Genomic DNA, 25,674 nt, shown 5'->3' on the forward strand with positions numbered 1-25,674 from the left:
CGGGGCGGGTGTTTCTAGGGGGTCCACCAGGGTCGCATCGGTAGGCCCCCATCCCCGCCCTGGTTGTCGACGTTGCCGGCCAGCACATGGTGGAGCTGGCATTGGTTGCGTTCGAAGCCGATCACCGCCGCCGCCATGTACAGGCCCCACACCTTGGCCCGGCCCAGCCCGACTTCGGCCACCGCCTCGTCCCAGTGGTCCACCAGGTTCTGGCACCAGCCGCGCAGCGTCTTGGCGTAGTGGAGCCGGAAGTCCTCCTCGTGCAGGATCTCTAGACCGGTCTCCTGGATCTCAGCGGTGATGGTTCCAATGCCCGTGATCTCGCCGTCGGGGAAGACATACCGGTCGGTGAAGGGGTCGCCCTTGTAGACGGAATTGTCCGCCGTGGTGATGCAGTGGTTGAGCAGCAGCCCGCCGGTGCGCAGTTTCGATCTGAGGAAACCGAAGTAGGCCGGGTAATTCTTCACCCCGATGTGCTCAGTCATGCCGATCGATGAGACGGCGTCGAACTCGGTTTCCTGCACGTCTCGGTAGTCGCAGTGCCGCACCTGGGCGAACTCGGAGAGTCCTTCATCGGCGATCGCCTGCTGTGCCCACGCGACCTGCTCTGCGGCCAGGGTGGCACCGAGTGCATACACCCCGCGCCGCGCGGCGTAGCGCACCATGCCGCCCCAGCCGCACCCGACGTCAAGGAGGCGATCGCCGGGCTGCAGACGGAGCTTGTCGAAGATCAGCCGGTACTTGTTCTCCTGGGCTTCTTCCAGAGTGGCCTCGGGGTTCGGATAGATCGCGCAGGTGTAGGTCATCGACGGGCCCAGCACCCACTCGTAGAAGGTGTTCGACACGTCGTAGTGGTGATGGATCGCGTCGGCGTCTCGTGACTTGCTGTGGCGCAGTCCCGTGGCGTTGCGCCGCCATTTCGGTGGCGCCTCCTCCGGGGGCGGCGCGATCGGCTTGAGGTTCCGCAGGCCGATAGAGCGGACGATGTTGGCCAGATCGCGCGGAGACGGGTGTTTGAATTCCAGATCCGCCATGGCGTTGAGCACGTCATAGGGATTGCCCGGATGTACACCGTGCAGTTCGAGGTCGCCGGCGACGTAGGCGCGGGCTATCCCGAGTTGGCCCAGCGAGGTGGCCAGGTAGTTGGTGGCTCGCGGATTCAGCAGGTCCACGCCCAGTTCCGCATCGCTGGGCCCGGCGCTGCTGCCGTCGTAGGCGGAGATCTTCAGCGGTGGCTGGCCGCCGCCGGCCAGTAACACCAGAATCTCGGCCAGGCCCAGCCTGCCGTTCGTCGTGGTTGCAGTGTCTCTCGTCAGCGTTTTCGCTGTCATGGTTTACCCCCCGTTGTCGAGATGCGGATAACCGCCCGGGCGGCGCCTCAAACACGCGTAACGTTGCAGCCCCATGGGCGAGGAGACCGGAACCACCACGTGCGCGATCATCGGCGGCGGGCCTGCAGGCATGGTTCTCGGTCTGTTACTGGCCCGGGCCGGCGTGCAGGTGACGTTGCTGGAGAAGCACGCCGACTTTCTGCGTGACTTCCGTGGCGACACCGTTCACCCGACCACGCTGCGCCTGCTCGATGAGCTGGGGCTCTGGGAGCGCTTCACGGCGTTGGCGCACAGTCAGATCCGCCAGCTCAGCCTCGATGTGGCCGGGCGTGACGTCACCGTGGTCGACTTCAGCCGGATACGTGGCCAGCCGCACCCCTACGTCGCGATGGTGCCGCAGTGGGACCTGCTCAACCTGCTCGCCGAATCCGCACAGACCGAGCCGACGTTCACCTTGCGTATGCAGTCCGAGGTCACCGGCCTGATCTACGAGCACGGCCGGGTCGCCGGGGTGCGCTATCAGGACCGCGAAGGGCCCGGTGAACTGCGGGCCGACCTCACGGTGGCCTGCGACGGCCGGTGGTCGATAGCGCGGCAGGTCGCCGGGCTGGACGTACGCGAGTTTCCGGTGAACTTCGACGTGTGGTGGTTCCGGCTGCCTACCGATGCCGCCACCGAGCCCACGCTGCTGCCCCGCCTGGGCGCGGGAAAGGCCGCCATCATGATTCCGCGTGACGGCTATTTCCAGGTGGCCTTCCTGGGCCTCAAGGGCACTGATGCGCAGGTGCGGGCCCGCGGTATCGAATCCTTCCGCCGTGAGGTGGTCGAGCTCATCCCCGAGGCTGCCGACACAGTGGCGGCCCTGCGCACCATGGACGACATCAAACACCTCGATGTCCGATTGAACCGATTGCGGCGCTGGAGCATTGATGGGCTGCTGTGTATCGGCGACGCGGCGCACGCCATGTCGCCCATGGGAGGTGTCGGCATCAACCTGGCGGTGCAGGACGCGGTGGCCGCGGCGACGATTCTGGCCGACCCGCTCCGGCGCGGCCGGGTGAGCAGGCGTGACCTGGAGGCGGTGCAGCGGCGCCGTGAGCTGCCCACGGTCGTCACCCAGTCGGTGCAGCGTCTGGCGCACCGGACGCTGAATCCGATCCTGCGCGGCCAGAACTTCAGCCCGCCGGCTCGGGTGGCATCCCTGTTCAGTGCGCTGCCCTGGCTGTCGGCCCTGCCGGCCTACCTGGTCGGAGTGGGGGTGCGCCCCGAGCGGGCACCCGCTTTCGCGCGCAGGGGCTGAGGGCTAAGGCCTCCACCACGGTCGCAGCGGCAGGCCTGTCGCTGCATCCCCGTTGGCCGCCAGCACGTGATGGAGCTGAATCACATTGTGCTCGAACCCCAATCGGGATCCGGCCATATACAGCCCCCACACCTTCGCGGTGGCCAGCCCCACCTCCCGGACGGCCTCATCCCAGTGCGCCACCAGGTTGGCGCACCAGTCCCTCAGGGTCAGCTCGTAGTGGTTACGCAGGTTCTCGCAGTGCAGCACTTCCAGGCCGGCGTCCTGAATCTCGCTGGTGATCCGGCCCGATCCGGCCAACTCCCCGTCGGGGAACACGTACCGGTCGATGAAGTCACCTGCGGCAGCGCCGGATCTGTTGTCCGCCCGGGTGATGCAGTGGTTGAGCAGCAGGCCGCCGGGTCGCAGCCTGGACTTGAGGAAGCCGAAGTAGGCGGGGTAGTGGGCGACGCCGATGTGTTCGGTCATCCCGATCGAGGAGACCGCGTCGAATCCTGTTTCACCCACGTCGCGATAGTCGCAGTGCCGCACCTCGGCGAATTCGGAGAGACCGGCTTCGGCGATCGCACGCTGCGCCCACCGGGCCTGCTGGGCCGAGAGGGTCGCCCCGATGGCATGCACTCCATGGCGCGCGGCGTAGCGCACCATGCCGCCCCAGCCGCAGCCGACGTCGAGCAGCCGGTCGCCCGGTTGCAGACGGAGCTTGTCGAAGATCAACCGGTGCTTGTTCTCCTGGGCCTGCTCCAGAGTTGCGTCCCGATCTGGGTAGACCGCGCAGGTGTAGGCCATCGACGGCCCCAGCACCCACTCGTAGAAGTCATTGGACACGTCGTAGTGATGGTGAATCGCGTCGGCATCTCGAGATTTGCTGTGCCGCAGTCCTTCTGCGATTCGACGCCAGCGAGGCAGCGCTTCTTGGGGTGGCGGCGCTATCGGCCGCAGGTGCTCGATGCCGATGGAACGCACGATGTTCGCCAGCACACGGGGCGAGGGCCGGCTGAAGTGCAGTTCATCGGCGAGCGCCTTGAGTAATTGATACGGGTCGCCGGGATGCACGCCGTGCAGCCCCAGGTCGCCGGCGATATAGGCGCGGGCCATGCCCAGGTCGCCCGGAGCCGTGACCAGATACGTGGTGCCCCGCGGAGTCAACAGGTCCAGCCCCAGGGGAGCGTCCTTGGGGCCGGCAGTACTGCCGTCGTAAGCGGTGAATCGCAGCGGCAGGTGTCCGTCGGTGGCCAGGGTCTCCAAGATCTGGGCCAGGCTCAATCGGCCCGTCGGAGTGTGCACCTGCTCGCTGCCGACGGTCATTGCCGCCGCACCGCCTTGGCATACAGATCCAGTAGCCGAGAGTCGGGGTCGTAGGTCTTCTTGAGCATTCGGTAGGTCGCACCGCCGTAGAGCTGATCGAACTCACCGGGGGTGTAGTAGGCGTCGGAGTACAGCGACTTGTGGCCGTCGAGTTCGCTCACCTTGGACTCGATCAGGCGATTGGTGGCGCCCTCGGTGGCCCCGGCCGGCACCGACGACCAGAATCCGACATTGACGTAGGTGTGGTTGGACCGGATCGGGTAGAGCGGCCACTCCTCGTCGCCGCGCAGCCGCAGCGGGCACAACCACACCGGCTCGATCGGCACGTTGGCGAAGAACCAGTCCAGAAACTCCCGGCAGTTCTCCAGCGGGACCTCGATGTCCTGCACCACCCGCTCGCGCGGCGGGCGATGGTTGCGCCTGTCGATCCGATCGGCGATGGCGAAACGTCGGTCGTAGGCGATCAGCTTCGAATACACGCTGCTGCGCCGGTAGCGGCGTGGCCACCAGCGGCGCACCAGCGGGCGCTGGGCGCCGAAGGCCCGCGAGCACCAGAACCAGTCGGTGTCCCAGCGCCACAGGTAGTCGTGGGTGGTCAGCCGGTCGTCTTTGATTCCGCGTGGGTGCCGAATCGAGCGGTAGTAGATCTGCTGGCCGGTGTAGTCGCTGACCGCGCCGGGGGAGTCGGTCGCGATCCCGACGCACAGATAGCTCTCCTGGGGCGAGAACGCCACCCCGTCGAGGTAGTCGACCGGGACCCCTTCGAAGCCGCCGGTGTCGATGATGCGGTCCATCGTGGAGACCAACTCGGACAGGGAGTCGAAGCGGATGTGCCGCAACGCGACGAAGGGTTTGACGTCTTCGAGCTCGATCCGCAGGCGCGTCGCGTATCCCAACGTCCCATAGGAGTTGGGAAACGCGTGGAAGAGGTCTTCATGCTGTTCTCGCGACACGGTCAGCAGATCGCCGCCGCCGGTGAGCACGTCCATCTCCAGCACCGATTCGTGGGGCAACCCGTTGCGGAACGACGCGGATTCGATACCCAGGCCGCTGACCGCGCCTCCCACCGTGATCGTCTTCAGTTGCGGGACCACCAACGGCGTCAGCCCGTAGGGCAGGGTGGCCGCGACCACGTCCTCGTAGGTGCACATGCCTTCGACGTCGGCCGTGCGGTTCTGCGGGTCGACAGCGATGACACGCACCAGCCCCGAGGTGTCCAGGCCGGGGGCCTGCCGTTTTCTGCGGGCCCGGAACAGATTCGAGGTGGGCTTGGCCAGGCGCACCGATGCGTCGGCGGGAATGCTGCGGTAGCTGTCCAGCAGCCGCTGCACCCCCCCCAGTGTGGGATGTCGGTGTATCGGCCGGCCGAACGGACATCACCCTCCACGCTAACGGCGGATCGGCCGATGTGCACGTAGCGGCGCGGTGACCCGCGGGCTCAGGGCACCAGGGTTTGACTGCTCAGATATCCGATGACGCCACGAGCCACTGCGTCGGCGTAGCGCTGGCGGCCTGCCGGGCTCTCCATCAGGGCCGCGTCGGTCGCGTTCTTCATGTTGCCCAGCTCGACGAGCACGGACGGGTATTCGGCCAGATTCAGTCCGGCCAGATCGGCGCGCCCCTTCAGGCCGTCGGTGCCGATGTAGTTTGCCGGCGGTATGCCCGCGGCCTGCAGCTGCCCGGCCATGACCTGGGCTAACCGCACCGCCGGTCCTTCTTGGGCCGAGTTCAGCGGCGGCGCGGAGTAGTTGACGTGGAAGCCGTGGCCGTTGGCCGGCCCGCCGTCGGCGTGGATGGACACGATGGCATTGGGGTGCAGTGCGTTGGCGGCGGTGGCGCGGGCGTCGACGCACGGAGCAGGCCCGGTGTCGTCGCCTCGTGACATCGCGGTGCGGACACCGGCGGACGTCAGGGCCTGGCGGATCCGCAACGTGGTGTCCCAGGTGAAGCTGTGCTCGGGATAGCCGGAATTGGTCGCCGTGCCGCTGGTCTGACAGTTCTTGGTGCCACCGCGGCCGTTGGGCACCTGGCGGCTCAGGGCGGCCGGGTCGCCGGAACCGCTGTGCCCGGGGTCGAGGAAGACGATCATGCCCGCGATAGGGGCAGCTGAGGCCGGCGGCGCGCTCGGCACCACGGCGGCCACCATCAGGCCGGTGATGATCGCGGTGCCGACACGGACAAGAACTGGTACGCGCACACCGCCAAGGTAGGCCGGGGCCGACTACGCTGGAGTCCTCACGCGCGCCGGGTCTGTCCAGCTGTAACCAAGCCGCAACCCGGTCGAGACCGCGCAGACGATCGACGCAAAGGGAGTGTCATGCAACCAGGAGGCCCGCCCGACATGTCGGCGCTGCTGGCCCAGGCCCAGCAGATGCAGCAGCGACTGCTGCAGGCACAACAGGAGTTGGCAGTCACCGAGGTACACGGTGAGGCCGGCGGCGGCCTGGTCAAGGTCACCTCCAACGGCAGCGGTCAGGTGCTCGCCGTGCACATCGACCCGAAGGTCGTCGACCCCGACGACATCGAGACCTTGCAGGACCTGATGGTGGGAGCGCTCGCAGACGCCTCGAAGAAGGCGCATGCACTGGCCCAGCAGCGGTTGTCACCGCTGGCCGGCGGCATGGGCGGCGCGCTCGGCATGCCGGGAGCCTAGGTGTTCGAGGGTCCGGTCCAGGACCTGATCGATGAGCTGGGCAAGCTGCCGGGCATCGGGCCCAAGAGTGCCCAGCGGATCGCTTTTCATCTGCTGTCGGTGGAGCCGCCGGAGATCGACCGGCTCACCGCGGTCCTGACCAAGGTCCGCGATGGGGTGCAGTTCTGTGAGGTGTGCGGCAACGTCTCCGATGCGCAGCGCTGCCGGATCTGCGCCGATGCGCGCCGTGACGTCGCCCAGATCTGCGTCGTCGAAGAACCCAAGGACGTCGCAGCCATCGAGCGCACCCGGGAGTTCCGGGGTCGCTATCACGTGCTCGGCGGTGCGCTGGATCCGTTGTCGGGGATCGGCCCGGAGCAACTGCGGGTGCGTGAGCTGCTCAATCGGGTGGGGGAGCGCATCGACGGGGTAGACGTCAGTGAGGTGATCATCGCCACCGACCCCAACACCGAGGGCGAGGCCACCGCCACCTATTTGGTGCGGGTACTGCGTGACATCCCCGGGTTGAGCGTGACGCGCTTGGCGTCCGGCTTGCCCATGGGCGGTGACCTGGAGTTCGCCGACGAGCTGACCTTGGGCCGGGCCTTCACGGGCCGCCGCGCCATGGCCTGATTTTTCCCTCGAAACCGACGTTGTGCAGGCGCGTTCCCGCATTGTGTCTGCACAACGTCGGTCTCGAGCGATGTCAGTCGGGGTTGGCATCATTCCGTCATGGGCGGGGTCTTCATCGGCAGCGAGGCGATCTCTGCAGGCCGGCTGACCCGCCACGCGGCTGGCGCCCCTGAGTCGCTACGCCGGCTGCAGCACCTCGGCGATGGCCACCCCGGCGCCGATCGCGGCGCGTGCGGTCCGAACCTTCTCCGGGATACCGGCAGCCACCACGGCCACCAGGACACCGTCGCGCTCGTAGTAGGCCAGGAATCGGCGGCCGTCGTCTTCGGCCAGATGCACGATGTCGCCGGCGCGCGGACGGCCCAGGCACTGAATTTTGACGTCGTATTGGTCGCTCCAGAAGTACGGCACGCCTGGGCTGGTAGCCGCTTCGCTCTCCAGCATCGCCGCCACCAGGACCTTCGCCTGCTCGGCGACGTTGCTCCAGTGTTCGACGCGGACCTGGGTCCCGGTCGCGTCGCGCCAGGACGCCACGTCGCCGATTGCCCACACATCCGGGGCGCTGGTGCGGCCGGCCTCGTCGCAGACGACGCCGTCGGCCACGTCGATATCGCTGCCGAGCAGCCACTCGGTGGCCGGGCGCGATCCGATGCCGACGACCACGAGGTCGGCATCGATCGCCGAACCGTCGGACAGGGTCACCGACGCGACGGCCTTGTCGCCGGAGACGGACGCCACCGTCACCCCGGTACGCACGTCGACGTCTTCGTCGCGGTGCAGCCGCGCGATCAACGCCCCGGTCTGCTCGCCCAGCACGCCGGCCAGGGGTGCGGCCTGCGGTTCCACCAGCACCACCTGCACGCCCAGGGTTCGCAGACTGGCCGCCACCTCGCAGCCGATGAAGCCTGCGCCCACCACCACGGCGCGGCGTGCGCTCGCGGCGCGGGTCCGCAGCGCGGTGCAGTCGTCGAGTGAGCGCAGCACGCAGATACCGTCCAGGTCGCCGAACGCCGTGATGCGGTTGGGCACCAGGCCGGTGGCGATCACCAGCTGGTCGTAGTCCAGCACCTGTCCGTCGGCCAGCTCCAGGCTGTGTCCGGACACGTCGACGGCGCGGGCGGGACAGCCGAGGCGCACGGTGATCTGGTTGTCCTCGTAGAAACCGGCCGGCTTGAGGGCGACGCTGGCGACTTCCCCCCGCAGCATCTGCTTGGACAGCGGCGGGCGGTCATAGGGCAGGTGATCTTCGGCGCCGACGATCGTGAGTGGGCCGTCAAAGCCGTTGCGGCGGAGCTGTTCTGCGGTGCGGACCGCCGCCAGCCCCGCCCCGACAATGAGTGTCCCGCTCACGGCCGGACCACTTCCACCATCTCGAAGTCGGCCTTGGCGGCGCCGCAGTCCGGGCAGCTCCAGTCCTCGGGAATGTCGGCCCAGCGGGTGCCGGGCTCGATACCGTCCTCGGGCCAGCCCAGCGCCTCGTCGTACTCGAAACCGCACTGCAGGCACCGAAACAACTTGTAGTCGCTCATCAGTTCGCTCCCGTCGGTTGGAAATCCAGCTTCTCGCGCACCGCACAATCCGGGCAGGCCCAGTCCTCGGGGATCTGGTGCCAGGGTGTGCCGGCGCCGAACCCCTCCCGGGGCGCCCCGGTGGCCTCGTCGTAGATGTAGCCGCAGCCCGGGCATGCGTACCGGGCCATCAGGCGGGCACCTGGTAGCGGGCCAGGATCTTCTCCCGGCGGCGTGGCGAGAGGTTGGCGCGGGTGATGTCGCCGTTGTAGTGCTCGAGCACCCGGTGGTCCATCAGCTTGCGCCACACCGGAGGGAAGTAGGTGACCCCGATGAGCGCTCCATAGCCGGCCGGCAGGTTCGGCGAGTCATCGAAGCTGCGTAGGGTCTGGTAGCGCCGCGTGGGGTTGGCGTGGTGGTCGCTGTGCCGCTGCAGGTGGTACAGGAACAGGTTGGTCACCATGTGGTCGGAGTTCCAGCTGTGCTGCGGCGTGCAGCGCTCGTAGCGGCCGCTGGCCTGCTTCTGGCGCACCAGTCCGTAGTGCTCCAGGTAGTTCACCGACTCCAGCAGCGACGAGCCGTAGATGGCGTTGATCAGCACGTAGGGCACCAACGCGACCCCGAACACCGCGATCAGCACGCCCCAGAACAGCACCGACATGGCCAGGGCGTTGAGCACGTCGTTGTCCGCCCAGGTCCGCGGGTTCCACGGGCTCTTACCGGTCCGGCGGATCCGTTGAGCTTCCAGCTCCCACGCCGAGCGGATACCGCCGACGACGCTGCGCGGCAGGAACTCCCAGAACGTCTCGCCGAAGCGGGCCGACGCCGGGTCCTCCGGGGTGGCCACCCGAACGTGATGGCCGCGGTTGTGCTCGACGTAGAAGTGCCCGTAGCAGACCTGGGCCAGTGTGATCTTGGCCAGCCACCGCTCCAGCGACTCCCGCTTGTGGCCCAACTCGTGGGCGGTGTTGATGCCGACCCCCGCCACCGTCGCCACGGTGAGCGCCACGCCGATCTTGCCCAGCCAGCCCAGTGACCCGTCGAACCCGAGCCAGCCCAGATCCGAGGCCGTGAACAGGTAGGCGCCGAAGATGGCGGTGGCGTACTGGAAGGGGATGTAGGCGTAGGTGGCGTAGCGGTAGTACTTGTCGTTCTCCAGCGCCGCCATCACCTCATCCGGCGGGTTCTGCCCATCGGCGCCGATCCACAGGTCCAGCGCCGGCAGCAACACGTAGAGCAGGATCGGCCCGATGTACAACGGCACCTGCGCTGCGGTGTGCAGTCCGGCCAGGTTCAGCGCCCAGACCAGCGGGAGCATGAGAAACAGCATGGTGGGCACCACCAGGCCTAACAGCCACAGGTGTCGCTTCTTGTCCTGCCAGACCCTCGGTTCGCTGGCCATCTCGGTGCTCATCGCATTTCAACCTCTCGCCGGTCCACACCACGGTTTTTCCGATGTGCCTGACGTTAGGTAGTTACGCCGCCTTGCCGCTCGTCCGGCGCGGCTGGAAATCGGACGGCTATTCGTCTTGCGAGGACAACACCGCAGCCCCGTACCACTGACACAGCAGCAGTGCGATCTCCACATCCAGCCGATCTTCGGTGATCGGGCGCCCGCGCCGCTCGCCCGCCCGCTGCACCCGGTACTTGACGGTGTTGACATGGAGGTGGAGCAGCTCGCCGGCAGCCTTGAAACTCGATCCGGTCCGCAGAAACACGCGCAGCGTCTCGCGGAGTCGGCCGTCGGCTTCGGTGTCGCCGGCCAGTGGGCCCAGGACCTCGGCGACCCAGGCCCGCGCGGCCGCAATGTTGTCTGATCCGAGTAGGGCCGCTGCGCCGAGCCCGGGGTCGCCGGCGGCACTGACCCGATTGGCGCTTGCGCCGGATGCCGCCATCAGGGTGTGTGCTGCCAGCGCCTGTTGGTGCGACCGGCGGAAACCCTCGAGCCCGGGCAGCGGGTCGCCGATGGCCACCCAGGGTTCGCCGTCGGCGTTCTGTGCGAATGTTCGGATCTGTTGCACCACATCGGATCCGGCGCAGGATTGCAGTGGCAGCCAGGCCCATCCGGTGGTGCTGTCGGCGGGGACGAACAACGGTGATCCCTGCAGTGGAAGCGCCTCCGCCAGGTGCTTGACGAAAGCCTCCGCCGCGGCCAGCCGGTCTACCCCTGTGTCGGGATACCAGACCACGATCGCGGCATGGGTGCGTCGCAGCGGATAGCGGATCGCGGTCGTCATCGCGTCGACGTCGCGGCCATCGTCGGCGAGAATCTCACGGACCCGCAACGCGCGCACTGCATTTCGGCTCTCCAGCCAGCGTTCCCGTTCGGCCTGATAGACCGCGGAGACTTGTTGCGACATCTCGTCGATGTAGCCGAACATGAGCGCCGACATGGCACCGAGCACGCTCAGGCTCAAGTCGGGGTCCAGTGCCGCGGCACGAATCTCGCTCAGCACCAGTTGCAGTGCCACGGAGTGGCCGAGCCGGTAGCCGCGCACCAGCGCGTTGACCGGCACCCCGCGCTGGGCCAGCCGGCGGGCATGTTCCAGGGCGACCGGCGGTGCCGCGATATCGGCCACCGGAATGTTGTGCCGGATCGCCGAGAAATATGTGTCGACGTTCGCCGACACGGTCTCGTGCAGGAGCTGCAGCAGTGACGAATCACTGGTCAGATCCGGCGATTCCCTGGCGACCATGTCTTCGATCACGCCGATGGTCTCCGGCAGGCGGTCGTAGAGCCGCTGCGAGATTCCGATCGCGGCCTCGGCGACATCGCTCTGATCGATCATGGTGTGACCGTAGTCAGACTCGGCGAGGTGCGGCGAGCCTTTCGCGGCGCAACAGGTCGACTTCGGGCAGCTCGAGCGGGGCCAGGTCACCGACCACCTTCGCCAGCAGCAGGTCGGCCAGTTCCGGGTTGCGGGCCAGGCACGGTCCGTGCAGGTAGGTGGCGACCACGCTGCCCTGCACCGCGCCGTCGAAACCGTCGCCCGCCCGGTTTCCCGCACCCTTGGTGACCGCGCTCAGCGGCGCAGCGTCCGGTCCGAGCACGGTGCCGCCGCGGTGGTTCTCGAAACCGGTCAGCGGTGCCGACAGTCCCGCCAGCAGCGGTGTGGCCACCACCTCGCCGATGGTGCGCGACTCCTGCGGAGAGGTAGTCACATCCAGCAGCCCGACGCCGTCGACCCGTTCGCCGGCCGAGGTCTCATACCAGTGCCCGAGTACCTGAATGGCCGCGCAGATCGCCAGCACCGGAGCGCCGCGCGCCGCCGCGCGTTGCAGCCCGGGGTGGGTGATCAGGTGCCGGGTGGCCAGCCGTTGTGCGTAGTCCTCGGCGCCGCCCAGGGTGTAGAGGTCCAGGGAGTCCGGCACCGGGTCGGCCAGCGTGATCTCGACGATCTCGGCGGCAATGTCGCGCGCCAGCAGCCGTTGGCGCAGCACCACGGCGTTGCCGCCGTCACCATAGGTCCCCATCACGTCGGGCAGCACCAGCCCGATCCGCACCGGATCAGCCATCACCCAACCTCCGCTGCAACGCCAGGAAGGCGGTGTAGTTGGCGACCACCTCCACCGGCCCGGGCGGGCAGGATGCGATCGCCGCCAGCGTGTCGTGCACCAGGGTGTGCTGCACCCCGGCGTAGCCCAGCCGCACGGCCAGGTCGGTGCCGCGCTCGCCGGCCGCCACCACGGTGGTGTCGTCGAAGTGCTCGAAGCGCACATCCCACAGCCACGACAGGTCTTCGCCGTCGGGCACCTGGCCATTGACGGCGATCACCACCCCGGCGGCGTGCTTGTCGACCATGGACAGGGCTTCTTGCCAGCCGGCCGGGTTCTTGGCCAGCAGCATCCGCACGGTGTGCTCGCCGACGTGCACGCGGCGGTAGCGCCCGGCCACCTCGTCGACCGCCGAGACCGCGGCCACCGCGGTGGCCGGATCCGCCCCGAGCGCCACGGCGGCGGCGACGGCTTGGGCGGCATTGCCGCGGTTGACGGTGCCGGGCAGTGCCAGTCGCATCGGCAGCACCAGCCCGTCGGGTCCGTAGAGCGCGTCGTCGTCGAACCACCACTGGGGGGTGGGACGGCTGAATTCGCTTCCGGTGGAGCGCCAATGCCCGTCCTGGCGGTCGATCACCTCGCCGCTGCGCGGGCAGCTGACCGAGTCGCCGGCCCACCCGGCTCCGGCGGCGACCCACACCACGTTGGGGCAGTCGTAGGCCGCCGACGCCATCAGCACGTCGTCGCAGTTGGCGACGACAACGGTCTGGGGATGGCGGGCCAGGCCGCCCCGCAGGGCGCGCTCGACGGCGTTGATCTCTCCGACCCGGTCCAGCTGGTCCCGGGACAGGTTGAGGAGCACCACCGCGGCCGGGGACACCGCATCGGCGACGTGCGGTACGTGCATCTCGTCGACCTCGAGCGCCGCCAGCTGTGCGGTTCGGTCGGCGGCCAGGGCCGACACCAGGCCGGCGTCCATGTTGGCGCCTTCGGAGTTGGTGGCCACCGGCCCCAGGTCGCGCAGCGCCGCGGCGAGCATCCGGGTGGTTGTCGACTTACCGTTGGTGCCGGTGACGATCGCGGTGCGCCGCCCGGCGGCGAGCTGACGCAGGATCGAGCGATCCAGGTTCATCGCGATCAGGCCGCCGATCATTGCGCCTGCCCCGCGGCCGGTCACCCGCGATGCCCAGCGGGCACTGGCGCCTGCGGCCAGCGCCAGGCGTCCGCGGGCGGTGATCATGGCGGTGATTTTAGGGCTGCCACTTGGAGCAGCGACACGGGCGGTGCGCGCCCGGATCGGTCACCCCGGCATGCCATCCTCGTGAGATGAGTGCGCGGTGGGGCCGCCCGGCCCGTGAAACCGGCGACGGCTGGGTCGTTGTGGACGTCGAGACATCGGGGTTTCGGCCGGGGCAGGCTCGGGTGCTCAGCGTGGCCGCGCTGGCACTGGACGCCGAGGGCCGCGTGGAGCAGGCGGTGTCGCACCTGCTCAATCCCGGTACCGACCCGGGGCCCACCCATGTGCATGGGCTCACCGCGGAGATGCTGGTGGGGCAACCGCAGTTCGCCGATGTGGTCGATGAGGTCGCCGCATTGCTGACCGGGCGCACGCTGGTGGCCCACAACGTGGCGTTCGACTACACGTTTCTGGCGGCCGAGGCCGAGATGGCCGGCGTCGCGCTGCCCGTCGACTCGGTGATGTGCACGTTGGAGCTCACCCGGCGGCTGGATCTGGGTCTGCCGAACCTGCGGTTGCAGTCCTTGGCGGCGCACTGGGGTGTGGTCCAGACCCGGGCGCACGATGCCCTGGACGACGCCCGGGTGCTGGCCGGCGTGCTGGAACCCGCGTTGCAGCGCGCGCGAGAGCGCGACGTGTGGCTGCCGGTACGCCCGGTCACCCGGCGGCGCTGGCCCAACGGCCGGATCACCCACGAGGAGCTGCGGCCGCTGAAGTCGTTGGCGTCGCGGATGCCCTGCGCCTACCTCAACCCGGGCCGCTACGTGCGGGGACGGCCGTTGGTGCAGGGTATGCGGGTGGCGTTGTCGGCGGAGTGCACCCGCACCCACGAGGAACTCGTGGAGCGGATCCTGCACGCCGGGCTGGCCTACAGCGATGTCGTCGATACGCACACCTCGCTGGTGATCTGCAACGACGAGCAGCCTGAACAGGGCAAGGGCTACCTGGCGCAGGAACTCGGTGTGCCGACGGTCTCCGACCGCGACTTCATGGCGTGCGTCGACCGTGTGGGCGGGGTGGTCTCGGGCACCGATATCGAGGAGTTCATCGATACCGGGGTGGCCGGCGAGCAGATCTCGCTGTTTTAACGCGTCGCCGCGACGCGAAATGTCCCAAATTGGGACATCGGAAGATGAACAGTTGCCCCCATGCTGTTAACCGTGACGAAACATTTGCGGCACCCGGCAGGGCAGCGATGACCACCGCTGTACGCGACGACCGGACCCCCGCTGACGTGACTCCGCTGGCTGGGTGGGCCCGCCGGGGTGCGTCGAATCCCGCTCACCGCCGGGACCACACGATGCTGGACGAGGTTGTGGAGAACGGACCCAGCCTTGCCGGTCAGCTGGTCGGGCTGGCTGCCCGGCTCAGCATTCGGCCCATCCTGGCCGTCGGCGCACAGCTGCCCAACGCGCCGTGGCCATGGGGCCTGTTGGACCACGCTGCCCGGGTCGTCCCCTCCGCCCCGGGCAGCGTTCGCCGCACGGTTCGGTTGCCACGCTGCACGGCGCGGCTGGTCCGCGCCGCCGGTGTGCGGCCCGCCGACGGCCGGGGCCGCGTCGTGCTGTATCTGCACGGCGGCGCCTTCTTGACGTGTGGCGTCAACACCCATGACCGGCTGGTCACCACGCTGTCGGAGTATGCCGACAGCCCGGCGCTGGTCGTGGGCTACCGGATGATCCCCAAGCACTCCGTCGGCGCGGCGATCGACGACTGCTACGACGGCTATCAGTGGCTGCGGAGCCAGGGGTATGCGCCCGATCAGATCGTGGTGGCCGGCGATTCCGCCGGAGGCTACCTGGCGCTGGCGCTGGCGGTGCGGCTCCTTGACGAGGCGGAACAGCCCGCCGCCGTTGTCTGCATGTCGCCGTTGACCCAGATCGCCAAGGCGTCCAGGCGTGAGCACCCGAACAGTGCCACCGATGCGATGTTCCCCGCCAAGGCCTTCGACGCGTTGGTCGACCTGATCACCCACGCCGCCCGGCGTCGCGGCGCCGACGGTACGCGCGAGGAGATCTTCGAACCGCTCGACCACATCGAGTCAGGGTTGTGCCCCACCCTGATCCATGTGTCCGGGTCCGAGGCGATGCTGCAGGACGCCACCCTGGTGGCGCGCAGGCTGGCCGGCGTCGGGGTTCCGGTCCAGCTGCGGGTGTGGCCCGGTCAGATGCACGTGTTCCAGATCGCCCCGATCGTGCCTGAGGCCCACCGTTCGCTGCGTCAGATCGGTGCCTACATCCGTGAGATGACCGATTGGACGGCGGTGCCGGAGGGCGTCGACGACTACGTGGTGATCCCGTAGGTCTTCAGCTTTCGGTACAGGCTTGACCGCGACATCCCCAGCTGCGCTGCGGCGGCGACCCGGTTCCCGCCGGCCTGCCGCAGGGCCACGACGATAGCGTCGCGTTCGATCGCTTCGAGCTGGGTCAGGGCGCGGCGGGACGCACTCTGGCAGTAGCCGGGCAGATCGGTGTCGGTGAGTTCGCCGACGTGGCGTTGGCGCAGCGCATGCTCCAGGGCTTCGCGCAGTTGGGAGATGTTGCCGGGCCACGAATAGCGGCCGATGAGCCGGTGCGCTGCCGGGCTGAGCCGCACCTTGCGTTCGGCTGCGATCCCGCGCAGCAGCGCGGCGGTGATGCCGGGCAGGTCATCGGTGCGGTAGCGCAGCGGCGGCACCGTGATCGCCGCATCGAAATGCCCCAGCAGCGCGCCGAGCGCCGGCGTCGATCCGGTGGGATCGTGCGACACCGTGGCGACCCGCCAACTGGGGGAGTCGAACGATTCGACCGCCGAGAAGAACCCGTCCAGCCTGCCGATTCCCTTGGCGTCGGCCTGGTCGATGTCGCGTGCGATGTACAGCGTGGGCCGGTCTGCATCGTGGCGCAGGGGACCGTCCGGGCCGTCGGTTGCAGGGTGTCCGGGGTCCACGATCACGATGCGGGCGCCGGGATGGACCGACTGGAAAAGCTGGGTTGCCAGGGTGAACTTGCCCACCCCGGCCTCGCCGACCAGCAGCACCGGTGTGTGGTGTTCCACTGCGTCGCGCAGTTCACCGCAGGCCCGCACCCAGGCGGGCGAGCGGCCGCCGGCCAACGGCTCGGACGAGCCGAAGAGTGGGGGCGTATCGGGTGGTGGCGGGCCGGGTTCGGCGGGTTCCGCAGCACTGTCGGTGCGCCGAGACGTCGCCGGTTCGGCGATCACCAGCATTCCGGCGATCTGCGCGCCGGCGAAGACGCGGACGCCGCGAATGCGCACCAGACGTTGACTTCCCGGCAGGAGAAGGGTGTCGCTGGCACGTTCCTTGTGGGCCAAGAGGAAGGTTGCGTGGTCGCGGAGCACCTGTTGCTCGCCGGCGTCGAACAGCCGTTGGGCGGCCGGGTTGGCGATCTGCAGGGCCGCACCGAAGGCGAACACCGCCACCCGCACCGAGCGGGCGGTGACGCGCAGGTAGGCGTCGAAGACGGCCTGTTGGGCCTGGCCGCGGTCCAGCAGCAGGTTACGGCTGATCTCCCGGGCGGCGGTCTTGACCAGGATCGGCATGGCCGGGCTCCACGCGTGGGCGAGGGTGGCGATGGCGATCACGCCCTCGACGCGCCCGGTGACGGGGTCGAGGATCGGGGCGCCGCCGGCGGCGAAGTTCCGCAAGCTTTCGCTGTAGTGCTCGGCGCCGACGATGCTGACGGCCTGGCCCGACTCGAAGACGGTTCCGGCGCCGTTGGTGCCCACGGCGCCCTCCGAGAAGTCGAATCCCGGCGCGTACTGGGCACCGTCGAACAGGGGCGTGGCCGCCGCGCAGGAGTCGACCCGCGCGACGACACGCACCCTGCGGTCGGTCAGACCCACCGCCAAGGGTAGGTCGGAGGTGGAGATGTCTTCTCTGAGCTGGTCCAGAACGGGTCGGGCGCAGCGCGCCAGCAGCGAATCGGTGTCGATCTCATCGCTGTAGGTGCTGAGGGGGCGGACGGCGTCGACGCCGGCGTCGCGGCTCCGCTCCCACGACGCGGCGATCACCTCGGAGACGTCCGCTGCGCTGGGGCCGGGGCCGGCCCTCAGCAGCGGGTTGTCATCCCCGGCCATCGCGTCACTCGCGTCATCCTCGCCCCCCGTGGGTCCTAGCCGAGCCGAGCCGCCCGGTTCACCGCGGAAACCACCGCACGCAGGGAGGCTGTGGTGATCGACGGTGCGATCCCCACGCCCCATACGGTCCGGTCGCCGATCTGAGCCTCCACGTACGCCGCGGCCTTGGCCTCCTCGCCGGCACTCATCGCGTGCTCGGAGTAGTCCAGCACGTTCACCTGCACGCCGACCCTGCTCAGCGCGTCGACGAACGCGGCCAGCGGCCCATTGCCGGACCCCGCGATCTCCGTCTCCACCCCGTCGACCTTGACGACCGCCTCGATGCGGTCGGTCCCGTCGTCGGTCTCGGCCGCGATCAGCTTCTGGTGCATGCGCTCCAGGGGCCGGATCGGGTTCAGGTATTCGTCGGCGAACGCATCCCACATCTCTTTGGGGGTGACCTCGCCGCCTTCTCCGTCGGTCAGCTGCTGAATCACCTTGGAGAATTCGATCTGCAGCCGGCGCGGCAGCACCAGGCCATGATCGGTCTTCATCACGTAAGCCACGCCGCCCTTGCCGGACTGCGAGTTGACTCGGATCACCGCCTCGTAGGTGCGGCCCACGTCGCGGGGGTCGATCGGCAGGTAGGGAACCTGCCACAGCAGGTCGTCGACGTCGACGTCCGCGGCGTCGGCATCGACCTTCATCTGGTCCAGGCCCTTGTTGATGGCGTCCTGGTGACTGCCGGAGAACGCGGTGTAGACCAGGTCGCCGCCGTAGGGGTGCCGCTCGGGAACGCCCAGCTGGTTGCAGTACTCCACGGTGCGGCGGATCTCGTCGATGTTGGAGAAGTCGATCTGCGGGTCCACCCCACGGGAGAACATGTTCAGCCCCAGCGTCACCAGGCACACGTTGCCGGTGCGTTCGCCGTTGCCGAACAGGCAGCCCTCGATCCTGTCGGCCCCGGCCTGATAGCCCAGTTCCGCGGCGGCCACCGCGGTGCCGCGGTCGTTGTGCGGATGCAGGCTCAGGATCACGCTGTCGCGCCGCTTGAGGTTGCGGCTCATCCATTCGATCGAGTCGGCGTAGACGTTGGGCGTGGCCATCTCGACCGTTGCGGGCAGGTTGAAGATGATCGGGTTGTCCGGCGTCGGCTCGATCACGTCGCCGACGGCGTCGCACACCGCCTTGGCGTACTCCAGCTCGGTTCCGGTGTAGGACTCCGGCGAGTACTCGTAGCGCCACCGGGTGTCCGGGTACTTGGCCTGTTCCTGGAGGCACTTGCGGGCCCCGGCGACCGCGATGGCCTGCACCGCCTCCCGGTCGGCGCGGAACACCACGCGGCGCTGCAGCACCGATGTCGAGTTGTAGAAGTGCACGATCACGTTCTTGGCGTCGGCGCAGGCTTCGAAGGTGCGCTCGATCAGCTCGTCGCGGCACTGGGTCAGCACCTGCAGGGTGACGTCGTCGGGAACCGCGCCGTCGTTGATGATCTCGCGAACGAAGTCGAAATCGGTCTGGCTGGCCGAGGGAAAACCGACCTCGATCTCCTTGTAACCCATGGCCACCAGCAGGTCGAACATCCGGCGTTTGCGGGCCGGGCTCATCGGGTCGATCAGGGCCTGGTTGCCGTCGCGCAGGTCGACCGCGCACCACAGCGGCGCGCGTTCGATGATGCGGTCCGGCCAGGTGCGGTCAAACGGGACCGGGCTACCGCCCGGCACCTCATCGGTGAAGCTGCGGTACCGGTTGACCGGCATCGCCGAGCCGCGCTGGGGGTTCCAGGCGGGCTGGCCGGGGCCACGCGGCCCCGCGGGTTTGGTGATGGCGCGGCTGGACGTGAAGGCGTCCGGGCTGGAAGTACTGGAAGAAGTAGTCACGATTTTCGCTCCGGCTTGTCAGGGCTTGACAGGGTTTGTCAAAGGGACTCAGACCGGCGCATCGGCGAAACCCGCGACGGGAAGCCGGTCCTGGTCAGACCCCGTCGCGGCGTCCGAGCAGGAGCACGCGCAGCACGCAGCAAAGCTTACACGCTGATCCTGCGCCCACGGCGCGACGTACTCCCACGTCGCCGCCCAGGACGCCGAGTGAGCGGGTGAACGCCGTCCCCTATCCTTGTTGAGGTTCTGATAAAGGCCCGATCAATGAGATCGGCGGAAAGGACGACCGTGGCGCTCGTCGTGCAGAAATACGGCGGATCGTCGGTGGCCGACGCCGACCGGGTCCGCCGGGTCGCGGAGCGCATCGTCGAGACCAAAAGGGCCGGTAACGAGGTCGTGGTGGTCTGCTCGGCGATGGGTGACACCACCGATGACCTCCTCGACCTCGCACAGCAGGTCTGCTCGGCGCCGCCGGCCCGTGAGCTGGACATGTTGCTGACCGCCGGTGAGCGGATCTCCAACGCCCTGGTCGCCATGGCCGTCGAGGAACTGGGCTGCAATGCGCGGTCCTTCACCGGTTCCCAAGCCGGCGTCATCACCACGGGGGCGCACGGCAAGGCCAAGATCATCGACGTCACCCCGGGCCGGCTGCAGGCCGCCCTCGGTGAAGACCAGGTCGTTCTGGTCGCCGGTTTCCAGGGGGTCAGCCAGGACACCAAGGACGTCACCACCTTGGGGCGGGGCGGCTCGGACACCACCGCGGTGGCGCTGGCCGCGGCGCTCAAAGCCGACGTCTGCGAGATCTACACCGACGTCGACGGCATCTTCAGTGCCGACCCGCGCATCGTGCCCAACGCCAAGCGCCTGGACACCGTGACTTTCGAGGAGATGCTCGAACTCGCCGCGTGCGGAGCCAAGGTGCTCATGCTGCGCTGCGTGGAGTACGCCCGCCGCTACCACCTGCCCATCCATGTCCGGTCGTCCTACTCGGACAAGCCGGGCACCATCGTTTCCGGATCGATCGAGGACATCCCCATGGAAGACGCCATCCTGACCGGAGTCGCACACGACCGCAGCGAGGCCAAGGTGACCGTGGTCGGTATCCCCGACCTGCCCGGTTACGCGGCCAAGATCTTCCGCGCGGTCGCCGACGCCGACATCAACATCGACATGGTGTTGCAGAACGTCTCCAAGATCGAAGACGGCAAGACCGACATCACCTTCACCTGCCCGCGCGACAACGGTCCGGCGGCGGTGGCCAAGCTGGAATCGCTCAAGAGCGAGATCGGCTTCACCGAGGTGCTCTACGACGCCAAGGTGGGCAAGGTGTCGCTGATCGGCGCCGGCATGCGCAGCCACCCGGGTGTGACGGCCACGTTCTGCGAGACGCTGGCCGACAACGGGGTCAACATCGACCTGATCTCCACCTCCGAGATCCGGATCTCGGTGCTGTGCGCCGAAGACGATCTGGACAAGGCCGTGGTATCGCTGCACGAGGCGTTTGGCCTGGGCAGTGATGAGGCGGCCACCGTCTACGGCGGGACGGGGCGATAAATGGTTTCCATCGGTGTGGTCGGTGCCACCGGCCAGGTCGGCCAGGTGATGCGCGCCCTGCTCGAGGAGCGCAACTTCCCGGCCGAGCAGGTGCGGTTCTTCGCCTCGGCGCGCTCGGCCGGACGCAAACTGCCGTTCCGCGGCGCCGAGATCGAGGTCGAGGACTCCGAGACCGCGGACCCCTCGGGACTGGACATCGCGCTGTTCTCCGCCGGAGCGACCATGTCGCGGGTGCAGGCGCCGCGGTTCGCCGCCGCCGGGGTCACGGTCATCGACAACTCGTCGGCGTGGCGCAAGGACCCCGACGTGCCCCTGGTGGTCTCCGAGGTGAACTTCGACCGTGACGTGCGGGGCAAGAAGTTGGCAAAGGGAATCATCGCCAACCCGAACTGCACCACGATGGCGGCCATGCCGGTGCTCAAGCCGCTGCACGACGAGGCCGGCCTGACCCGGCTGATCGTCTCGACCTACCAGGCGGTTTCGGGCAGCGGGCTGGCCGGAGTGCAGGAGCTGGCGAGCCAGGTCCGAGCCGTGGTCGACGGCGCCGAGCAGCTGGTGCACGACGGCGGTGCAGTGGGTTTCCCGGCGCCGGACAAGTACGTGGCGCCCATCGCGTTCAACGTGGTGGCACTGGCGGGTTCGTTGGTCGATGACGGCTCGGGTGAGACCGACGAGGACCAGAAGCTGCGTTACGAGAGCCGCAAGATCCTCGGCATCCCAGAGCTTTTGGTCAGTGGGACGTGTGTTCGGGTGCCGGTGTTCACCGGCCACTCGCTGTCGATCAACGCCGAGTTCGCCCGGCCGCTGTCGCCGCAGCGGGCCACCGAGCTGCTGGCGGGTGCTCCGGGTGTGACGGTGACCGACGTGCCGACCCCCTTGGCTGCCGCCGGTGCCGACGATTCGCTGGTGGGCCGGATCCGGGTTGACCCGGGCGCTCCCGATGGGCGCGGTCTGGCGCTGTTTGTCTCCGGTGACAACTTGCGTAAAGGCGCGGCGCTCAACACGATTCAGATCGCCGAGCTGCTGGCGGGATCTTCCGGGGCCTGACCCCCGACTGGTCCGGGCGCCGAACGTGCACTCAGCGCGAAATCTTCCGAGGTTTCTCGGTCTGAGTGCACGCTGGGCGGGGTCGGCGTTGCTGGCGTTGCTGTTGGCCCTGCCCGTTCCCGCGCATGCCGAGCCGCCCGCGCCCATCCCGCGTCCACTGCTGTGGCCGCTGGCCGAAGGCCAGGTGGTGCGGATGGGGCCCAGCGCCGGCACCGGAACGCCCACCGGCGATTACGGCATCGGCGCCACCGATCTGTGTGAGTTCATGGAGTTTCCCAGCGCGATGCTGCAGATCTGCGGTGACAGTTTCGCAGGCCAGGGTGTGGGCTATGGCGGCTGGTATTCGCCGATCGCGCTGCGCCTTGACCCCGATTCGGTCGACGACGCCGACGGGGTGCGCTACACCGGTGTGCTCGGAGTCGACAAACCGCTGCTGGCCGACCCCGCCCCGGCGGGCAGTACGCAGCTGCCGGCCGGAATCGTCTCGATCAACCGGACCAACTATCTGATGGTGACCACCGCCAAGATGCTGGTACCCCAGAGTTCACGGTTGGTGAAAGCCGATCCGGCGCAACCGGGTTGGCAGACCGTTCCGGGTTCGGTGCGGCCCGCCACCTATCAGGATTACGGCCAGTCCCAGATCAGCGGTTACTACGATCCGATTCCGACTCCGGACTCCGACGCCGGCTGGGTGTACATCGTGGCCAACAACTTTGACCGCAGCGCTTCGCCGACGTTGTACCGCGTCACCCCGGATGAGTTCACCGACCGCTCCTCCTGGCAGGGCTGGTCGGCAGACAATGGCTGGGGGCACACGCCGACGCCGTTGTGGAACGACCAGATCGGTGAGCTGAGTCTGCGGCAGATCGACGGCAAGCCGGTGCTGTCCTACTTCAACGGCACGACCGGGAACATGGAAGTGCGGGTGGCCTACGAGCCGACCGGGCTGGGGACCGCGCCGGTGACCACGGTGGTGCAGCACGCCGAGTGGCCGGATCCCCCCGTGCCCGTCGAGACCCTGCCCTCGCCGTTCGACAATCGGCTCGCCCAGCCCTACGGCGGCTACATCTCGCCGGGATCCACGCTGGACGAGCTCCGGGTCTTCGTCAGCCAATGGAACACCCAGCCGCGTGACCGGGCGCCCTATCGGGTGATCCAGTTCGCGGTCAACCCGTTCAAGCCCTGGTCGGTCAGCTGAACAGGCTCCACAGGCCGGACCAGAAGTCGCCCAACAGGTCGGCTCCGGCCGCACCGGACCAAGCCTGGCCCTGGGGAGCGAAGTCCAGCGCGTAGTCGCCGAGAGCGCTTGCGACGTTGTTGCTGCTGCCGTCCCAACCGGCATAGGCCACGGAGTGCGCGCCCTCGGCCGTGGCGGTGTTGAAGTTGCTGTCGTACACGCCGAGCTGCACGGAGGCGCCCGCGCCGGCGACGGCGTAGTCGCCGACGGCGCTCGCCACGTTCCCGTCGCCATAGACCGCCGAGGCGCTGGCGTGGTCGCCCACCGCCCAGGCGTAGTTGAACGATCCGTGGTCTCCGGCCTCGGCGAAACTGTCCGGCCCCTGGGCCGCGGCGAAGTTGAAGAAGCCATTGGTGGCATAGGCGTCAGAGCCGTCGCCATAAGCGATGGCGATGTTGCCGAAGCTCGACTCCGCCGTTGCGGTCCCCAAGCTCACCAGGTCAAGCCCGCTGATGGAGATGGCGATGTTGGAGAAGTCGGTCGGCAGAGTCGGCAGCGTCGCGGCCGCCGAACCCACCACCGCGGCGTCGCTGAAATCCGCTGCCGCAACAACGGCGGCGACGCCCAGCGCACCGGCTCCACCGTCGGCGGAGGGCGGGCCGGCGTTGGCTACTCCCGTGGCCAGCGCGGCCCCGCCCCCCAGCCCCAGTGCCAGCACGCCGAGGCTGCCGACACGACTCCACTGTCCGATGTCCGTTCCTTTCGTGGAAGGCGCTCGCCGCTAGAGCTCGGACTCTAGAACAGATTCCACAGGCTGGACCAGAAATCCGCCCCGCCGTCACCGAGGAGATTGACGTCGGCGTCCGCAGGGTTGTACGGGTTGCCGTCGGGGGCGTAGTCCTGGACGTAGTCACCGATGGCGCTCGCCGCGTTGTTGCTGCTGCCATCCCAGCCCGCGTAGGCGAGCGCGTGCAGGCCCTCGGCGGTGGCGGTGTTGTAGTGGCTGTCGTAGACGCCCCACACCACGGAGGCGCCCGCCGTGGCGACGGCGTAGTCGCCGGTGGCGGTGGCCACGTTGCCGTTGCCCCAGGCCGCGGTGGCGCTGGCGTGGTCGCCGAGCGCGGCGGCGTAGTTGAACGACCCGGTGTCCCCGACGATGGCGATGCTGTGTGAGCCCTGCGCGGAGGCGTAGTTGAAGAAACCGCTCATCGCGTTGGCGTTGGCGTAGTCACCGTAGGCGATAGCGATGTTGCCGAAGCTCGAGTCCGCGGATGCGGTGCCCAGGCTCAGCAGGTCGATGCCGCTGATCGAGATGGCGAAGTTGCCGAAGTCGGTGGGCAGAGTCGGCAGCGTGGCTGCGGCGATGCCCACCGTGCTGGCGGCGTCGCTGAAGTCGGCGGCCGCCAACGCCCCGAAGACGCCCAGCGCGCCGGCTCCGCCGTCAGCCGAGTTCGTGCCGGCCTCCGCCACGCCGGCCGCCGCCATGGCGGCCCCGATACCCAGCCCCACAGCCACTGCGCCCAGGCTGCTCACACGTTTCCGATTCCCCATTGTTCTGCCTCCCCTGCTGCTAACCGCCCTGGTGGCTGGTCGTAGGGCCGATGCTAGGACCGTCGACGCCGTCGCCGATACAGGGTTTTCCCTGGACTTTCTGAAGCTATTTCTAGGTTCGGGCTCATAGCTGACGCATAGCGCAGGCCTAGCGGCGCCCGGTGTTTGCCCAGGCAGGATCGATGTATGACCGAAACACCTGAGATCACCCCCCCGCCCGCACCGCCGGGAGAGCCCAAGCCCTACTGGCTCTACCGACTCGCCGCCTGGGTCGTCATCGTCGCCGGCGTCGTCTTCATCGTGTCGTCGATCTTCTTCGCCGGCGTCTGGGCCAGCCACGGTGGCTTCCGGGGACAGCACTGCCACGGGCACCACGGCCACCACGGCCAGCACGCGATGTTCCACAAAGCCCACCACCGCGGACCGGGGCCCATGTGGCCGGGACCGGACAGGCCCGGGCCCGATGAGCTACCGCCCTCGGTCGCCACTCAGGCCCCCGCGCCAACGCCGGGCCGGTAACCCCGGCGGGTCGCGATCGCCGGCCGTCGCACCTGGACAGAAGGGGCGGCGGCCGGCGTCGTTGTGGGGCATGATGGATCGGTATGAGCGAGTCGCCGATCACCACGCCTCCGTCGCTGCCTCCTCCGTCCTCGCCACCACCGCCCAACCGGCTCTACCAGGCTGCGGCCTGGGTGGTGATCGTGGCGGGAACCGTCTTCGTCGCAGCGGTCATCTTCGGTGCTGGTGCCTACGTCAGCGGTGGCGGTTGGCGCGGGCACCATCACGGCCCGTGCATGATGCATCACGGTCCCGCGATGGGACCCGGCTTCGGTCCCGCCGGTCCCGGCGAGGAACCGGAATGGCCGGGTTTGCGGCCCGCCGGTCCGGGTAATGGTCCTGGTGGTCCCGGCGGTCCCGCTGGAACACCCGCACCGCCTCCGCCGCGTCGCTGACACGCGCGAGGC

General features: G+C 68.5%; 25 protein-coding genes. 10 read left to right on the top strand and 15 right to left on the bottom strand.

Annotated elements, in window-relative coordinates:
* Positions 1–14: 14 nt before the first annotated feature.
* Positions 15–1,331 (bottom strand): class I SAM-dependent methyltransferase, encoded by a 1,317-nt coding sequence (locus BST15_RS09875; protein ID WP_046190125.1) that lies wholly within the window; start codon positions 1,329–1,331, stop codon positions 15–17.
* 73 nt (positions 1,332–1,404) lie between these two features.
* Here BST15_RS09875 and BST15_RS09880 point away from each other — a divergent pair, with 73 nt between their 5' ends.
* Complete coding sequence (locus tag BST15_RS09880) at positions 1,405–2,631, top strand: FAD-dependent oxidoreductase (RefSeq protein ID WP_082104167.1); 1,227 nt, start codon at positions 1,405–1,407, stop codon at positions 2,629–2,631.
* Positions 2,632–2,634: 3 nt separating this feature from the next.
* Here the strand turns inward: BST15_RS09880 and BST15_RS09885 are convergent, their stop codons facing one another.
* The 3 genes from BST15_RS09885 to BST15_RS09895 form a co-directional block, all read right to left on the bottom strand.
* Complete coding sequence (locus tag BST15_RS09885) at positions 2,635–3,939, bottom strand: class I SAM-dependent methyltransferase (protein ID WP_046190126.1); 1,305 nt, start codon at positions 3,937–3,939, stop codon at positions 2,635–2,637.
* Entirely contained in the window at positions 3,936–5,279 is a 1,344-nt protein-coding gene (locus tag BST15_RS09890) for an FAD-binding oxidoreductase (protein ID WP_234708336.1), read from the bottom strand. Before BST15_RS09890 ends, BST15_RS09885 begins: the two co-directional genes overlap by 4 nt.
* A gap of 98 nt (positions 5,280–5,377) precedes the next feature.
* Positions 5,378–6,085, bottom strand: a complete 708-nt coding sequence (locus BST15_RS09895; protein ID WP_046190142.1) for an Rv3717 family N-acetylmuramoyl-L-alanine amidase — start codon at positions 6,083–6,085, stop codon at positions 5,378–5,380.
* 171 nt (positions 6,086–6,256) lie between these two features.
* On the opposite strand from BST15_RS09895, the gene BST15_RS09900 reads away from it, so the two are divergent.
* A complete protein-coding gene (locus BST15_RS09900) occupies positions 6,257–6,592 on the top strand; it encodes a YbaB/EbfC family nucleoid-associated protein (protein WP_046190128.1) in 336 nt (111 codons plus the stop codon).
* Positions 6,593–7,204: a recombination mediator RecR gene (recR, locus tag BST15_RS09905; protein WP_046190129.1), complete on the top strand. Its 612-nt coding sequence runs from the start codon at positions 6,593–6,595 to the stop codon at positions 7,202–7,204. It abuts the gene before it with no gap.
* Positions 7,205–7,381: 177 nt separating this feature from the next.
* Here the strand turns inward: recR and BST15_RS09910 are convergent, their stop codons facing one another.
* The 7 genes from BST15_RS09910 to BST15_RS09940 form a co-directional block, all read right to left on the bottom strand.
* Positions 7,382–8,554, bottom strand: a complete 1,173-nt coding sequence (locus BST15_RS09910; protein ID WP_083070915.1) for an NAD(P)/FAD-dependent oxidoreductase — start codon at positions 8,552–8,554, stop codon at positions 7,382–7,384.
* Positions 8,551–8,733 (bottom strand): rubredoxin, encoded by a 183-nt coding sequence (locus BST15_RS09915; RefSeq protein ID WP_024443033.1) that lies wholly within the window; start codon positions 8,731–8,733, stop codon positions 8,551–8,553. Before BST15_RS09915 ends, BST15_RS09910 begins: the two co-directional genes overlap by 4 nt.
* Positions 8,733–8,903, bottom strand: coding sequence for a rubredoxin (locus BST15_RS09920; protein ID WP_046190130.1), 171 nt, complete (start codon positions 8,901–8,903; stop codon positions 8,733–8,735). The genes BST15_RS09915 and BST15_RS09920 overlap by 1 nt, the downstream gene beginning before the upstream one ends.
* Positions 8,903–10,126: an alkane 1-monooxygenase gene (locus BST15_RS09925; protein ID WP_046190131.1), complete on the bottom strand. Its 1,224-nt coding sequence runs from the start codon at positions 10,124–10,126 to the stop codon at positions 8,903–8,905. The genes BST15_RS09920 and BST15_RS09925 overlap by 1 nt, the downstream gene beginning before the upstream one ends.
* 106 nt (positions 10,127–10,232) lie before the next feature.
* Entirely contained in the window at positions 10,233–11,501 is a 1,269-nt protein-coding gene (locus BST15_RS09930; protein WP_046190132.1) for a PucR family transcriptional regulator, read from the bottom strand.
* A 13-nt stretch (positions 11,502–11,514) separates the two neighbouring features.
* A complete protein-coding gene (locus tag BST15_RS09935; protein WP_046190133.1) occupies positions 11,515–12,228 on the bottom strand; it encodes a type 1 glutamine amidotransferase in 714 nt (237 codons plus the stop codon).
* Positions 12,221–13,447: a Mur ligase family protein gene (locus BST15_RS09940; protein WP_046190134.1), complete on the bottom strand. Its 1,227-nt coding sequence runs from the start codon at positions 13,445–13,447 to the stop codon at positions 12,221–12,223. Before BST15_RS09940 ends, BST15_RS09935 begins: the two co-directional genes overlap by 8 nt.
* 86 nt (positions 13,448–13,533) lie before the next feature.
* Here BST15_RS09940 and BST15_RS09945 point away from each other — a divergent pair, with 86 nt between their 5' ends.
* Positions 13,534–14,532, top strand: a complete 999-nt coding sequence (locus tag BST15_RS09945) for a DEDDh family exonuclease (protein ID WP_046190135.1) — start codon at positions 13,534–13,536, stop codon at positions 14,530–14,532.
* Positions 14,533–14,744: 212 nt separating this feature from the next.
* Positions 14,745–15,746, top strand: a complete 1,002-nt coding sequence (locus BST15_RS09950) for an alpha/beta hydrolase fold domain-containing protein (protein ID WP_109370866.1) — start codon at positions 14,745–14,747, stop codon at positions 15,744–15,746.
* Here BST15_RS09950 and BST15_RS09955 read toward each other — a convergent pair.
* Together BST15_RS09955 and leuA are read right to left on the bottom strand one after the other, a co-directional pair.
* Positions 15,728–17,521 (bottom strand): sigma-54-dependent Fis family transcriptional regulator, encoded by a 1,794-nt coding sequence (locus BST15_RS09955; RefSeq protein ID WP_046190136.1) that lies wholly within the window; start codon positions 17,519–17,521, stop codon positions 15,728–15,730. The two genes, BST15_RS09950 and BST15_RS09955, sit on opposite strands and share 19 nt — an antisense overlap.
* Positions 17,522–17,556: 35 nt before the next feature.
* A complete protein-coding gene (leuA, locus tag BST15_RS09960; RefSeq protein WP_046190137.1) occupies positions 17,557–19,380 on the bottom strand; it encodes a 2-isopropylmalate synthase in 1,824 nt (607 codons plus the stop codon).
* A gap of 288 nt (positions 19,381–19,668) precedes the next feature.
* Here leuA and BST15_RS09965 point away from each other — a divergent pair, with 288 nt between their 5' ends.
* The 3 genes from BST15_RS09965 to BST15_RS09975 all read left to right on the top strand — a co-directional run bounded on the left by BST15_RS09965 (position 19,669) and on the right by BST15_RS09975 (position 23,179).
* Positions 19,669–20,934: an aspartate kinase gene (locus tag BST15_RS09965; RefSeq protein ID WP_046190138.1), complete on the top strand. Its 1,266-nt coding sequence runs from the start codon at positions 19,669–19,671 to the stop codon at positions 20,932–20,934.
* Positions 20,935–21,981 carry an aspartate-semialdehyde dehydrogenase gene (locus BST15_RS09970; RefSeq protein ID WP_046190139.1) on the top strand — a complete coding sequence of 349 codons (1,047 nt, stop codon included), beginning with the start codon at positions 20,935–20,937 and terminating at the stop codon, positions 21,979–21,981.
* Between the two features lie 61 nt (positions 21,982–22,042).
* Positions 22,043–23,179 carry a DUF4185 domain-containing protein gene (locus tag BST15_RS09975; protein WP_046190145.1) on the top strand — a complete coding sequence of 379 codons (1,137 nt, stop codon included), beginning with the start codon at positions 22,043–22,045 and terminating at the stop codon, positions 23,177–23,179.
* Here BST15_RS09975 and BST15_RS09980 read toward each other — a convergent pair.
* Together BST15_RS09980 and BST15_RS09985 are read right to left on the bottom strand one after the other, a co-directional pair.
* On the bottom strand, positions 23,172–23,876 hold the full coding sequence (locus tag BST15_RS09980; protein WP_083070916.1) for a hypothetical protein: 705 nt from the start codon (positions 23,874–23,876) through the stop codon (positions 23,172–23,174). The two genes, BST15_RS09975 and BST15_RS09980, sit on opposite strands and share 8 nt — an antisense overlap.
* Before the next feature lie 77 nt (positions 23,877–23,953).
* Positions 23,954–24,673 carry a hypothetical protein gene (locus BST15_RS09985; RefSeq protein ID WP_131701221.1) on the bottom strand — a complete coding sequence of 240 codons (720 nt, stop codon included), beginning with the start codon at positions 24,671–24,673 and terminating at the stop codon, positions 23,954–23,956.
* Between the two features lie 222 nt (positions 24,674–24,895).
* On the opposite strand from BST15_RS09985, the gene BST15_RS09990 reads away from it, so the two are divergent.
* Both BST15_RS09990 and BST15_RS22080 read left to right on the top strand, forming a co-directional pair.
* Positions 24,896–25,228 carry a hypothetical protein gene (locus BST15_RS09990; protein ID WP_046190313.1) on the top strand — a complete coding sequence of 111 codons (333 nt, stop codon included), beginning with the start codon at positions 24,896–24,898 and terminating at the stop codon, positions 25,226–25,228.
* An 83-nt stretch (positions 25,229–25,311) separates the two neighbouring features.
* Positions 25,312–25,662 (top strand): hypothetical protein, encoded by a 351-nt coding sequence (locus BST15_RS22080; protein WP_046190312.1) that lies wholly within the window; start codon positions 25,312–25,314, stop codon positions 25,660–25,662.
* Positions 25,663–25,674 lie beyond the last annotated feature (12 nt).

This window comes from Mycolicibacter arupensis, from assembly GCF_002086515.1.
Lineage (GTDB): Bacteria > Actinomycetota > Actinomycetes > Mycobacteriales > Mycobacteriaceae > Mycobacterium > Mycobacterium arupense.